The 13,288-nt window shown below is 59.8% G+C and carries 12 protein-coding genes; 8 read left to right on the top strand and 4 right to left on the bottom strand.

Annotation, left to right across the window (positions count from 1 at the left end):
* Positions 1-46 precede the first annotated feature (46 nt).
* From MUN80_RS06155 to MUN80_RS06140, 4 genes are all read right to left on the bottom strand, one after another.
* Positions 47-685, bottom strand: a complete 639-nt coding sequence (locus tag MUN80_RS06155) for a toll/interleukin-1 receptor domain-containing protein (protein WP_244721028.1) — start codon at positions 683-685, stop codon at positions 47-49.
* A gap of 187 nt (positions 686-872) precedes the next feature.
* Entirely contained in the window at positions 873-1,700 is an 828-nt protein-coding gene (locus MUN80_RS06150) for an alpha/beta hydrolase family protein (RefSeq protein WP_244721025.1), read from the bottom strand.
* 136 nt (positions 1,701-1,836) lie between these two features.
* The gene (locus MUN80_RS06145; protein WP_244721023.1) at positions 1,837-2,808 is read right to left on the bottom strand and encodes a hypothetical protein; all 972 of its coding nucleotides are present in this window, start codon (positions 2,806-2,808) and stop codon (positions 1,837-1,839) included.
* A gap of 151 nt (positions 2,809-2,959) precedes the next feature.
* The gene (locus tag MUN80_RS06140) at positions 2,960-3,904 is read right to left on the bottom strand and encodes an HNH endonuclease (RefSeq protein WP_244721021.1); all 945 of its coding nucleotides are present in this window, start codon (positions 3,902-3,904) and stop codon (positions 2,960-2,962) included.
* A gap of 230 nt (positions 3,905-4,134) precedes the next feature.
* Here MUN80_RS06140 and MUN80_RS06135 point away from each other — a divergent pair, with 230 nt between their 5' ends.
* From MUN80_RS06135 to MUN80_RS06100, 8 genes are all read left to right on the top strand, one after another.
* On the top strand, positions 4,135-5,328 hold the full coding sequence (locus MUN80_RS06135) for a DUF8225 domain-containing protein (RefSeq protein ID WP_244721020.1): 1,194 nt from the start codon (positions 4,135-4,137) through the stop codon (positions 5,326-5,328).
* Positions 5,329-5,340: 12 nt separating this feature from the next.
* Positions 5,341-6,861 (top strand): Dyp-type peroxidase, encoded by a 1,521-nt coding sequence (locus tag MUN80_RS06130; protein ID WP_244721018.1) that lies wholly within the window; start codon positions 5,341-5,343, stop codon positions 6,859-6,861.
* A gap of 351 nt (positions 6,862-7,212) precedes the next feature.
* Positions 7,213-8,835, top strand: coding sequence for a Na+/H+ antiporter (locus MUN80_RS06125; RefSeq protein ID WP_244721016.1), 1,623 nt, complete (start codon positions 7,213-7,215; stop codon positions 8,833-8,835).
* 194 nt (positions 8,836-9,029) lie between these two features.
* Positions 9,030-9,683 carry a transporter substrate-binding domain-containing protein gene (locus tag MUN80_RS06120; protein WP_244721014.1) on the top strand — a complete coding sequence of 218 codons (654 nt, stop codon included), beginning with the start codon at positions 9,030-9,032 and terminating at the stop codon, positions 9,681-9,683.
* Between the two features lie 387 nt (positions 9,684-10,070).
* On the top strand, positions 10,071-10,469 hold the full coding sequence (locus MUN80_RS06115; RefSeq protein ID WP_244721012.1) for a DoxX family protein: 399 nt from the start codon (positions 10,071-10,073) through the stop codon (positions 10,467-10,469).
* A gap of 41 nt (positions 10,470-10,510) precedes the next feature.
* Positions 10,511-10,759 (top strand): hypothetical protein, encoded by a 249-nt coding sequence (locus MUN80_RS06110; RefSeq protein ID WP_244721010.1) that lies wholly within the window; start codon positions 10,511-10,513, stop codon positions 10,757-10,759.
* Between the two features lie 192 nt (positions 10,760-10,951).
* Positions 10,952-12,412, top strand: coding sequence for a Dyp-type peroxidase (locus MUN80_RS06105; protein ID WP_244721007.1), 1,461 nt, complete (start codon positions 10,952-10,954; stop codon positions 12,410-12,412).
* A 163-nt stretch (positions 12,413-12,575) separates the two neighbouring features.
* Positions 12,576-13,238 carry a hypothetical protein gene (locus tag MUN80_RS06100; protein ID WP_244721001.1) on the top strand — a complete coding sequence of 221 codons (663 nt, stop codon included), beginning with the start codon at positions 12,576-12,578 and terminating at the stop codon, positions 13,236-13,238.
* The last annotated feature ends 50 nt before the right edge of the window (positions 13,239-13,288 follow it).

The following is a 13,288-nucleotide window of genomic DNA, read 5'->3' as shown; positions in this document are numbered from 1 at the left end:
GTTCGGTAACAGGTTTTTGCTCGGGTTTAATTGTAGCACCAAGACCCTACTTATTTTTGGTCCGCCGAGTGGTTGGCCGGTCAGAAGGTTTTTTGCCTGGGGGCTTTTCCCCAGGCTCTGGGTCAGACTTAGGTAGCGGCTTTGCTCCGGTTTTGGGTAAGGTAGTCTCCGTCGTCTTTACCTTCGGTTGGGTAACGACAGGTGGCGGGACGGCAGGTTCGGCCGGACAATGCTGGGGCTTGAAGACTTCCCTCAGTTCTTCGTAAACGCTGAGCATTACTCGTTCCCGCTGCGTCTTACTCATACCCGACAGGGGCTGACTGGGGCTGTTCATAGCCTGCAGGCTGCTCAAGGGTGAATCGCGAAAAGCGCAGGGCCGCACAATGATGGACAGCAGAATGGCGCCTTCCTGCTCGGCTGCCACTAGTAAGGGGGGCAACTCTTCGGCGTGGATAAAGTCAGAGGCCAAAAAATCGGCACTCACCAGGAAGATAGCCACTTTAGCCTGGGCCAGCTGCCGCCGAATCCGGTCCTGCCATCGTTCCCCCTTGTGAATATCCCGGTCGCTCCAAATCTGCACTTGCTGGTCACGCACCAAGGGATGTAAATGAATAGTCAGCATTTCACGCCAATGACTGTCGACGTGACTGTAGCTGATAAAGACACTGGTTCGGGCGGTTTTCATAGCGAGAAAAAGTAGGGCAAAGTTTTTACCCAAGCTAATTAGCATAAACTAATTTAATTAGCAAATATTTCTCACGTGGGGCTTTCGTTGATAGAGTTTATGTAAGCCCAACAAACCATTCTACGGCTGCCCCTCCCGCCTCCAAGTAGCTGCCAGCTACCTAGCAACCGAGGCAATCCTTTCCTTCTTACTTCAACAGTTGGCTGACTTCCTGCTGCACGTCTTTGGCCAAAAAAAGATCGTGGCCCTGCGCGGGTAGCTCCCGCAGCTTCGCCGAAATGCCTTGCCGTTGCAGCCGACCATAATACTCCTTGGTCAGGGCTGGGGGTGCAATGGTGTCGGCGGTGCCGGTGAGCAGCGTGACCCGGGTAGCGGCCGGAATGCGGGCTACTACTTGCTCGGGTGATATGCTTTGCGTGGGCAGGTCCCACACGGGTCCGCCCACCTGGCGCTTCATGTGGGTGCGCCAGGCAGCTACGTTGCAGGGACAGGAAGCCAGCAAGGCCGCATCGGCCAGGCCGGGATGACGGCCCAGCAGGTCGGCGGTGATGGCCGCGCCCCCGGAGTGGCCGGCCACCACGACCCGCCCGGCCTGGTAACGGGCCTTGAGCGTGGTGAGGGCTGCCGCTACGGCGTCGATAACAGCGGGCGTGTAGTTGTCACCGGTGGCCTCGCCCCGCTCACCCGCCGACTGGTGGCCGGCCGGGTCGGTGTAGCCCGGGCGCAGCAGGCCCACGGCTACCACGTTGGCATTGGCCTGAGCGACCTGGCGGGCCAGCGCATACTGGTAAGCGGGCCGGTTGAAGGGCGCATCGCCGTGCAGCACCAGCAGCAAGGTCGGATGGTCGGTGAGCTGGGCGCTGCGGTAGGTCTGGGTCCAGAGCCGCTGCGGGCCGGTGCCCACCCACTCGCCGGCCGGGGCTGCTGGCGCGGCGGGCTTCTCCGTTTCTGAGGCTTGGTGGCAGCTGGTTAGCAGGAAAGCGGCCAGGAAAGCAAGGAGCAGCTGATTGAGCATGGCTGTAGTAGTAGGCGGGATAAACAGTACTGAAGATGGGTAAAAAAGACTGTCATGGCGAGTAAAGCGGGACACCTTGCGTGCTCATGCTCAGCAGCCTGCGGGGGTATCCGCTGGCAAGAAGTAGTCCTTCTCTTCACCCAATCGGCCCAGCGGCAGCTCTGGCTCCCGGCTCAGTGGCCGGCCGGCTTCGCTCGGGCCAGATAGTTAATCCCAAAAGCAGCCAGAGAAACAGCGGGGGCGCCAACTCGGCAATACCCGGGTCGTAGTTAGCGGCAATGAAGTCGTTCAGGGTGGGTTCGTAGCGCACGGCCAGGCGGGAATTCGGGGCCCTGAGTTGCTCGTAGTCGGCCTCCTCGATAGGGATGACCCGCTCCTGGCCTTTGAACCGGAAGCTAGCCTCGTAGGTGTACCAGTTGGTGCGCTTGCCGTGCGAAACCTGGCGGGCATCAAGCACGGCTACTTCCAGCGGCTGCCCGGTAGCCTTGAGCTGGGCCGCGTACCGGTAATACTGCGCGGTGTTGTAGGTGAAAAACAAGGCCCCGGCTCCCAGACAAATCACCAGCACACCCCGGGCCAGGGTCCGGATAAACGTCAGGCCGGTGAGCGAGGCCAGCAGCCCACTCCCAACAAAAAACAGGCCCACCATCACCAGCCCGAACAGGGCCAGGGCTTTGGTTTCCTTGGTAAAGTCAGGCACCGCCGACCAGCGGATCAGGCGGGACACCACCCGGTCGGGGCGGGAAACCTGTTGCGAAGGTACTTGCCCAAATACGTCGAGTTGGGGCTGGTAGAGCAGCGTCACCTGGTCGCCTTCCGAGAGCCAGAGCGTGTCGTTCACGAAACGGGTTTCGTAGGGCTGGTTGTGGTAGGTGAAGCCCAGGTAGACGAAATTGCCCAACCCGTCCCACACCGCCCGCGGCGCCCGGTCGGCCTGCTGCACCCGCACCGTCACGGGCTGGCCCCCAGCGCGCAGCTGACTTTCGAGATGCTCCTGCTGATAGAAGTGCCAGGTCAGCACGGCCGCTACACTCAACAGGGCCACGAAGATGAAGGTCCAGAGCAGGCTGTACAAGCGGCCCAGCCAGCGAAACAGGTTCTGCAACATAGGCTGGGACAGGATTCAACTTGTTTCGTGGCTTCGGATATACAGTTGCTCAGCAGATGGGCTTTACCCTACCGGGAGTCTAACTAAATATAGCGTTTAATAATTATTATATATACTTTATCCTGAGTCACAACCGTACTGCCGCATTTGCTTACCAGGCCCCAAACCCCTCCTTGCGCGGCCACCACTCCCGCCGCTCGGGCAGCCGCAGCTGCTGACCTTCGAACTGCAACAGGCCGTGCTCCTGCCCCCGCAGCTCGCGGAAGGAGGCGGCTACCCGCACCCGGTAGTTCTGGTCGATGCGGAAGAGGTGACGGTCGAAGGCGCGGTGCAGGGTGGGCGTCAAAGCCAGGCCGTTGCCGATGGTGTCGTCGTGGCTGATGGCCCAGGGCACGATGTGGCAGGCGTCGAGCAGCGGGGCTACGGCAGTGGTACCGGTGCTAATCAGCTGGAGGCCGGAAATAGCGCAGGTGAAGTTGTAGGCTTCCAGTACTACCCGTTTAAATGTCCCGCTTCGGATAAACGTGTCTTCCTCATCCCTCAAGTTGAGGTGAGTTTGGTAGACAGCGGCCGGCTCCTGCAGCATCTGCTGGCCAAGTTGCCCCAGGACCTCGGAGCCGGCACTGGGGCGGTACAGGTGGCGGGTCTGGGGAAAGTAACGGTCCAGGAGGGCCTCACGAAACAGGTGGCGGGTGCCTGGGTCCTGGAGCAGAAACCACAGGGGCTCGTCGAGGGCGGCGTAGGCTACCACCCGGCGCAGGTGGCCCAGGCTGCGGGGCGAGCCGGACGAGGTCAGCACCAAGGGCTGGCCGAAGTGGGTGCGCAGGTGCCAGAACCCGTCGCCGGTAAGGTGGTAAAACGGCAAAGCGAAGTTGTTGGCCCGAAACCGGTCGGAAGTACTTAAGTCGCGGCAGTTGCTTTGGAAGGCGGCCAGCAGCTCGGGCGTGATGACCATCTGGTTATCAATAATTGTCTCGTCTTCAAGGCCTTCGAGCACGGCCAGCAGCAGGGCTGGCTTGTAGGGTGCTTCCTCGCCGGCCAGCTTACTGGTCTTGAGCTTGCGGAAACGGGTGAGGTAGTGCGGCAGGTCGAGCATGGAGCCTACAAGGTAAGGAACACCGGCGGCTGGCTTTTTCGGACAGTATAGGAATCTCACCTCAGCGGCGAACCGAAAGTTCAGTGGTAGCACGGATACCCGAGCGGTTTTCGAACAGCATCTTACGTTGTCGGACGGCTTCGGCCTGCTTACGCCAACCGATATGCCGCGCAGTACCAGAGCGGCCAGATGATCCGGCACTTTCGTCTCACTCTTTCATTACCCTTCCTATGTGGCAGTTCGAACCCACCGCCAAGCTGACCGATTTCGACCTGGTTCCGGGTCTACGCGAGGCCTGGAGCCAAATGATCAACAATACCTACGAGCGAAATTTGTACGGGACAGGACCGAGCTCAGCTCTGAACGAAGTGCGCCGCTGGAACCGGTCCGACCGGGACCTGCGCGTGTACAACCCGGCCTCCATGCCCATGCCTGCCAATTCGCAGCTGGAAAACGTGTTCTGGTCGGCTTTGCCGACTAGCTTCGATGAGCAGTTTAGCAGCCAACGGGAAAAGCTCACGTTCCTGGATGGCCGCCAGCCCTTTCCTACCGACCCCAGCCTGATTACCCGTATTCAGGACGAATATTGCGAGTGGGTGGTAACGCGCAATGACCAGGGCGAAATTATTCGGGTGCTTTTTACCAGCGAACCACCGGAATACTATCAGTTTCTGCACCGCCGGGCCCCCGAATTGCTCGTGGATCTTTACCAGCGCATCTGCGATGATACTTCTATCACCCTCAACGACCTACAGGACGCCGACGGCAATTACAACTGGCACAACGAGTTCAACAATGCCTACGCCGTGCACATGCAGCAGCCAAACAACACGCTGGGCGCCCAGATCAACATCGTTTCTCGCGCCTGCATTCTGCGTATGAAGTCCGATGGCACTCCCATCACCGACGACCTGGGCCTTATTTTGTGCGCGGGGTACGGCGACGAGAATCGGCAGAGCGACCCGCGCATCGGCGGAGCCGTCAATAGCTTTGCCCGTCAAAACCGCTTCATCACCATTGAAAACCCGGTGGGGCTTTACATGAGCGGCATCGACTGGGACGGGTGGACGACGCCCGACGGTACCCCGGCCAGCACTTTCTGGACCGTGGAGCGCGGCACCGACCATGCCGACCCCAATCAGGCCTATATCGTGCGGGCCCGCTTTGCCGTGCCGGCCGACAAAGGCTATAGTGTTTCCGACATCAAGATTGGCGGCGTCAATATTGCCTTCGGGGGCCACATTGCCGCTCGTATCAACGTCCGGGTGGGCGTACTGGTGAGCTCCCCGGCCAGCCTGCCGCCGCCCCGCGCCATTGGGTGCGTAGACGATACCCCCGTGGCGCTTCCCGACGACGGCGGTGATTTGCTCGCCGCCGATAACGGCCGCCGTAGTTCACCGGCACCCAAGCCTTTCAACGGCTAACCCTGTTTTGCCATGATGGAAGAACCCGTTCTGGAGCTGGACGACATTCAGGGCAACATCTTTCCTGGATTCAAAAAGGACAATCAGCATTTTCTTTTCTTCCGCATCACGGAGCCCACCGCGGCCCGGGCCTGGTTGAAGGCCTTGGCCCCCCGGCTTTCCTCGGCTAGCGAAGTCAGCGTGGCTCACGCCCTGTGGAAGCACATGCGTCGGCGGCTGGCCCACGAACCCAACAACCTGGACTTTCTCTTTCTCAACTGCGCTTTCTCGGCCGCGGGCCTCCAAACCCTGGGTATCGAGGGCGTGGCTGAGTTTGAGGACGAAGCCTTTCAGCTGGGGCTGGAAGCCCGGGCCGGCATTATCGGCGACCCTAGTTCGGGTAGTGGGGCTCTTGGGGCTCCCGATACGTGGCTGGTAGGCGCTGGGGCGGCCAAACCGGCCGTACTACTGACCATAGCCAGCGACGACCAGGCCTGGATTCTGCAGCAGGAGGCGGAACTCATTCAGCAAGCCGTGCAGCATGGGTTCGAGCTGCTCCACATCGATCACGGCCGGGTGCGGCCTGGCGCCCTGTCAGGGCACGAGCATTTTGGCTTCCGCGACGGAATTTCATTTCCTGCCATTCGGGGCCGGGCCTCCGCCGCGACCACCGACTTTGTCGAGCCCCGCTCCTGGCCGGCCGGCCCGCAGTTTGACCAGCAACGCCAGCTCTATGCCAGTCCAGGCCGACAGTTGGTGTGGCCGGGCCACTTTCTGTTTGGGTATCCGGGGCAATGGAAAGATAAGCCGGCCGAGGCGCGGCCCGGCTCGGAGCCAGTTGGGCCAGCCTGGGCCCGCAACGGCTCCTTTTTGGTATACCGCCGTCTGAATCAGGATGTGGACCGCTTTCACAGGTTTCTGACGGCGGCTGCCACCGAGTTACGAGAACAGGGCTTCGACCCGGATATGACGCCGAAGCAACTGGGGGCCCTGCTGGTGGGACGCTGGCCCTCGGGCTGGCCAGTGATGCGCGGCCCCGACCAAGGCCCTAACCAGGAGGGCGAAAACTACTTCAGCTTTACGGCCGCCCAAGCGTCGCCTCTGCCCAACGACCCGCACCCGTTAAACCAAGCCGACTTTGGAGGCAATATCTGTCCGTTTGCCAGCCACATCCGCAAGGTGCAGCCCCGCGACGACGGTACCGACCTGGGCAACATGGAGCGAACCTTCCAGCGCCTGATGCTCCGGCGCGGTATTACCTTCGGTCCTGAGCTTGATGACCACGCTGCCGAACGGGGCCTGCTGTTTGTTTCCTTTCAGTCGTCCATCACCAATCAATTTGAATTCGTGATGAACAACTGGGTAAACGACGAAGACAAGCCCAAAGGCGGCAGCGGATTCGACGCTATTTTGGGTAGCAAAAGCAACTTCACGATCCAGCTCCGGAAGAACGACACCAAGGTTCCGCTCCTGATTCCCGGGGGCTGGGTGCATGCCACCGGCGGCGAGTATTTTTTTACGCCGGGCATCCGCTTCTTTACCGAGGTTTTGTAACCTACTGGAATGCTGACAGCAAGCATAGCCTGCTTTGCTAGCTGTCAGCAGGCCTTACGCCCTTGAACAACAGCTAGCCAGGGTACGCCCCGCCCCGCAAGGTCAGAACCAAAATCGTTCAGACCTTGCGGGGCGGCTTGGCTTGTGGTCTGGCCCCCAACGTAACCGTTGCACCTCACCAGGGCAGCTGGTTTTGAACTTGCGACAATAGGTGCGGCAGGCGGGCAAGTCGGGCATAGGCCGGGGCAAGATAGGCAGGCAGCGGCCCGGCTCGTGGCATTTTTGCCGACGAGCGGCTACCTTCCGGCTTCGGGCCGCGGAGTTTGCCCGCCGTTACCATTTCCTCGCCTTATGCACAACAACGCCCTACACGAAACAATTTTGCTGGTTCTGGGCCTGCTGTTTGCCATGCTGCTGCTCGTGATGCTGAGCCAGAAGCTGCGCATCTCCTACCCTATCTTCTTGGTGCTGGCTGGCCTAGCTTTGAGCTTCGTGCCTGGCCTGCCCCTCATCACCGTCGACCCCGACCTAATTTTCCTGATTTTTCTGCCGCCTCTGCTTTACCAGGCCGCCTGGGACACGTCGTGGAAAGACTTTTGGCGCTGGAAGAGGCCCATTGCCCTACTGGCCTTCGGGCTGGTGTTCTTCACTTCTACCATCGTGGCCTACGTGTCGAGCAGCATCATTCCGGGCTTCACGCTGGCCCTGGGGTTTCTGCTGGGCGGCATCATCTCCCCACCCGATGCAGTGGCGGCCACTTCGGTGCTCAAGGGCATTAAAGTACCGCGGCAGGTAACGGCCATCCTGGAGGGCGAGAGTCTGATCAACGATGCCAGCAGCCTGATCGTGTTCCGCTTTGCCCTGGCCGCGGTGGTATCGGGCACGTTTTCCTGGCACGAAGCCACCACCAGCTTCGTGCTGGCCAGCGGCCTGGGCCTGGTCGTCGGGCTGGCCGTGGGCTACGGCTTCTACCTGATTCACCGCTACTTACCCACCACGCCCAGCATCAACACCGTGCTGACCTTCCTGGCGCCCTACGTGATGTACCTGCTGGCCGAGGAATTCCACTTCTCGGGCGTGCTGGCCGTGGTCAGCGGCGGGCTGATGCTGTCTTATCACTCGCACCGGGTCTTCGACGCCGACACCCGCCTGCAAACCAACAGCGTGTGGACCAGCGTTGGATTTGCTCTCAATGGCTTGGTCTTCATCCTCATCGGGCTGGAGCTGCCGGTAGCCGTGCAGGGTTTGGGCAACTACTCCCTGCAGCAAGCCATTACCTACAGCCTCATTATCAGCGCTATTGTCATTATCATTCGGCTGGTCTGGATGTTCCCGGCGGCCTTTGTACCGCGCTGGCTGTTCCGCAGCATCCGGACCCAGGAAACCAGCCCCGGCTGGCAGGGCCCGGTTATCATCGGCTGGGCCGGCATGCGGGGGGTGGTGTCGTTGGCCTCGGCTCTCTCGGTACCTCTGCTACTGAGCAATGGGCAGGCGTTTCCGCAGCGCAACCTAATTCTGTTCATCACCTTCGTCGTAATTCTGGTGACGCTCGTGTTTCAGGGCCTGACCCTGCCCGCCATCATCCGCCTGACCCGGGTGGCCGACACCGAGGAGCGTATGCCCACCGACGAGCAGGAAGCCGGTATCCGCCTGCGCCTGCGCCACGTCGCCCTGGCCCATCTGGCCCGGGAGTACGCCGACGATATCCGGGACAATGAGATGATTAGCGCCCTGCAGCACCGCATGCAGGCCGAAGCCCAGCGCACCGGCAACCTGCTCGAAGCCCTGGACTACGACGAAACCAAGCGCCGGGCCCTGCAGCGCTACCATCAGGTACTGCTCGACGTGCTGCAAGTGCAGCGGGAGGAGCTGTTCGTACTGCGGCAGGAAGACGTATTTGAGGAAGAAATGCTGCGCCACCAGGAAGCCCAGCTCGACCTAGACGAAGCCAAAATCAGCCACATGCCTCACTAAGGAGCGCGACCGAAACACCAGGTAAACAAGCAGATTCAACTGAATTGCTTCAGCCGTCTCTGCTTGTTTGCTGAGCGGCCACCGCGGTATTACTTGCCGGCTTAGCCGGATTTATCCCTTGAAAAATAAGCACTTTACTTCTCCTTATTCTCCCGTACTTGCAAATACTCACCATTAACCTAACCCTGTCTGCTATGAAACTACTCCTGATTAGTGGTTGCTTACTGACCGTAAGCAGTATGATTTACCTGATGTCGTTGGGTGACGGACTGTACGAGAAGATGGTCGACCGGGCACCCGGCGCCGCGCAGGGTACTTTGGCTCGGGTCCGGGGCACGGTGCTCCGGGTCGGCTACACGCCTGCTACCCCGGGCCAGAAGAACCCGTCTTCTATTTTGCCCCAGGGCCCGGATGCGGTGCTTATTACCGGGCTGGCCCGCCAGCTGTCGGCCAACGTAGAGTGGGTGCCCGGCAGCGAGCAGCAGCTTTACCGCGCGCTCCGCAACCGAAAAATTGACTTACTTATCGGCAACCTCACCGAGCAAACGCCGGGCAAAGACAATACTGCCCCAACCCGCCCCCACTTAGAAAACGCGAACTACGCTTACCTGCGCTACAAAAGTCGCGGGCGGATCGCAGAGCCCCAGCAACCAGCCAGGACGCCCCCTGCACCCCAGGATTCTACTGCGGCCCAGCCGGAGCCCGTAGCCTTGACCGATGGCCGTGAGCTTGCCAAAACCAATCCGGTTATAGCTGTGCCGGCCGGCGAAAAGGCTTGGCTGGCGGCTCTGGAAACTTACCTCAACCAGCATCAGCTGGCTAGCACCGGCCGACAGCGGCAGCGGTAGCCCCCGCCTGTACCTGGCCTAGCACTCCGCCCAACGACGGCCCAACCGGAACTCCCCGGTTGGGCCGTCGTGCTGTAGTGGCCTTCCACCGGCCCTACAACAGTTGGCCGCTTGCGCAGCAAACCGCCGCGTGAGGCTTGGCAAATTAATTCACCTTACCGCACAACGGGCTTGTAGTCAGGCCGCCCAGACATGAGATAGTAAATATTAACTTGTCGCAATACACCCGCAATAAGTCGGAATCGGCCCTACTCTGGCGGGGGCAGTGTTACTAAATTTGTTGGCAATCAACTCCTAAACCCGGGCTCGTCACTACTAGTGTTAGTATTCGACCTGGTTTTGCCAACCGATTTTCTTCACTGTCCAACCCTATACCTGACTTTTGCCATGAAAACGACCAACATTCTCTACTGGGTTTCGACCGGCTTCTTCTGCGCCATGATGCTTATGTCGGGCATTATCAACGTGCTTAGCACGCCTGAGGCCGTGGAAGGGCTCCAGCACCTAGGCTATCCGGCTTACCTGCTGCCGTTTCTGGGTGTGGCCAAAATTCTGGGAGTGCTGGCTTTGCTGGTGCCCGGCTTTCCGCACCTGCGCGAATGGGCCTACGCCGGCTTTGTCTTCGATTTGGCCGGGGCTATGTACTCGGGCCTGTCGGTGGGCGACCCAGTGGCCCAGTGGCTGCCGATTGGGGTGGGTTTTCTCATCATTGCCGTGTCGTACCGCACCAACCAACGCCGGACCCAGGCCCTAGCTGAGCCCAAATCCCAGCTCAGCGTGGCCTAAGCTTGCCCGTGCCTTATCTACTATCTCCTACACGCTGCGTTATGGTAGAAGTCTTTAAAACCAACGTTCAGACCCGGCACCACGCCCGGCTACTGCTCCAGCAGATTCACCGGACCTTTGCCCAGTACCGGGCCAATTTCGACCTGGACGACTGCGACAATATTCTGCGCATCGAGTCTGCTACCGACTTCATTTCGGCCGCCGAGCTTATTATGCTACTCCGCACAGCTGGCTTCCAGGCCGAGGTGCTGCCCGATGAGCTAGTACCGGCTGCTGGCGGCAGCGCATAAACCGACGGGTTTTGCTTCTTGAGTTTCATACCTAAAACAGCCGCTGGAAGCATTTCTGGCGGCTGTTTTAGGTATGAGCCCCTTCCCCTAAGCACCTGAAAACTAAGGCCCAAATTTCAGTGGTAGCACGGAAGTAAAAGCCTTAGGAGTAGGCGAATTTTGGAAGCCAACTCATCCTTATTCCGTACAACAATGTCTGCTCTTATTTCCCCCGAAGACGCTATCAAACGCTACGGCAAGGCCCAAGGAAACATCCTGAAAGGCCATGGCCGTGAAAACGTCACCCTGTTGTTTGTCGAGTTCGTCGATACTGCCAAAGCCCGGCAGTGGATTGTTCAGCTCCTGAATGGAGGCAATGGCACCCCCCGCATTATTTCCACAGAGCAGCAGTTGCTTGACCGGCAGAAACTGCGCCAGGCCAAGGAACAAGGCTCAACCTTCGATGCAGGGCTTTTTGCCAGCCTGCTGTTTACCGCGGCCGGTCTGAAGCACCTGCAAGTGCCCGCTATGCCCCAGGAAGCCACGAATCAAGCTCCGGGACGTGGACGGGATGGAGCCTTTGCCGCCGGTATGCGTGACCTAGCCGGTAGCCAGCTGTCTGATCCTGCCCTTAGCAACTGGGATGCCGGCTGGCGCAGCGGCCCCACTACGGCCAGCCCCATTCACGCTCTGCTGCTACTAGCCGACGACCAAGTCCTTGAACTGGAGCAGGCTGTCGCCGGTATTGAAACCCGAGCTACCGACCTGGGTATCCGGATTCGGGTGCAGGAACAGGGTAAGCGCCTGAAAGAAGGTCCGGCCGAGGAGCCGCACGACATTGAGCATTTCGGCTATGCCGATGGCCTGAGCCAGCCCCTGTACCTGAAGGATGACACCAACGGCCCCAAGCCTCACAGCCTGGACACGCAGTTGGGTGCCGAGGAGCTAGTCCTAGTACCCGATGCGCTAAGCCAGCAGCCCAATTCCTGGGGCAGCTTCTTGGTATTTCGTAAGCTGGAGCAGAATGTACCTGGGTTCAAAGATGCCGAGAAAGCCTTGGGCGGACCCAAAACCGAAGACCACCCCGACGCCCTGGACTTGGATAACCCCGAGCGGGCCGGTGCCATGCTGGTAGGGCGCTTCGAGAATGGCACCCCCGTGACCATGTCCCGCACCGACCAGATCGACAATAAGCCTGCTTTTACCAACGACTTCGATTACACAGCCGATACAGCGGGCTCTAAATGCCCGTTTCACGCTCACATCCGCAAGATGAATCCGCGGGGCGAAACCAAGGATGCCCTGGAGCTCAAGCACCGTATCACCCGCCGCGGCATTCCCTACGGCAGCCGCGACGATGCCCAGAATCGGCGGGAAGCCGGCCTGCTGTTTATGTGCTATCAGCGCAACATTGGTCAGCAGTTCGAATTTCTGCAGCGGTCCTGGTCCAACAACGAAAACTTTCTCTTTGGCCACGGCACCGTTGGCCTCGACCCCATCATCGGGCAGGGAAATCGCCCCAAGCTCACCTTTCCCACTTCCTGGGACAACGCCACTACAGCGCAGGCCGGCTTCGAGCAGTTCGTAACCCTGCGCGGCGGCGAGTACTTCTACGCACCTTCTATAGGCGGTTTGGAAGCGTTGGCTCAAACAGCGCAAGCGGCAGCCGTTTGAGCGCCGGCTCAACCTTTCACTGCCCCACTCCAAACAGCTGTTCCGCTTCCGTAGCCGTCTCACTAGCTAGCAGTAAAAGCGTAGCAACTGGGTTTGGCCAACTCCCTTTGGCCCACTTGCACTGGTATACTTTCTTGCTTTCTACCTCTCACTTTCTTTGAGCATGAGTACTCGGGTTCTTTCCGTCGACAAAGCAGAATTTGCCCTGTCGCCCCTCCTGATTTTGCCGCCACGCCTGGAGCTTCGGGCTAGCGGCCAGGCCGCCACACCCGGCTGGACGAACGCCCATCTGGAGCCCCTCTTTGATGAGGATGCAGCCGATACACTCACGAGCCTAGAATTCGAGTTTGTGGCCACCCCACCCGATCCTGGTGAGCTTGTCCCGGACGTACTGACGTCCCTATCCGCCACCCACACGTTCAAAAATCTACCGCTGGCCGCCACGAACGTTGTAATCTTGGCCAAGACGAACCAGGTAGAAATCGGTGGCATCCCCGAGCCTATCCGCACCCAGGTAACCGCCTTCCCTTTCCCCAACCTACCAGACCCGTCTCTTTTCGCGGCTTTTGCCTCCCCGGCAAGAACCGATGAGGCTACCGGTTTGCCCCCAAAGCGCCAGGGCACGGGCAAGTCCGTTCGTCTTTCCTTCGAGGAAGCCCTACAAAACGCCCTCCATGATCTGAAGGCCCAACCCGGGGAAGTCCAGGGCAGCGATATTCTGCACACTACGAGGGTAGTATCTATCACCACTTCCGCCGGCGGCTTTGCAGGGCTTCCCCTCACACTGGAAGTAACAGTAGAGGACACGACGCATCAGCTGAGCTAACGAGGCAGCACACTGCAACCATTAGCTATTTAGCTTACTCGCAGTAGCTC

The organism is Hymenobacter cellulosivorans (assembly GCF_022919135.1).
In the GTDB taxonomy this organism is placed as follows: Bacteria; Bacteroidota; Bacteroidia; order Cytophagales; family Hymenobacteraceae; genus Hymenobacter; species Hymenobacter cellulosivorans.
This window is presented reverse-complemented; position numbering and strand designations above follow the sequence as displayed.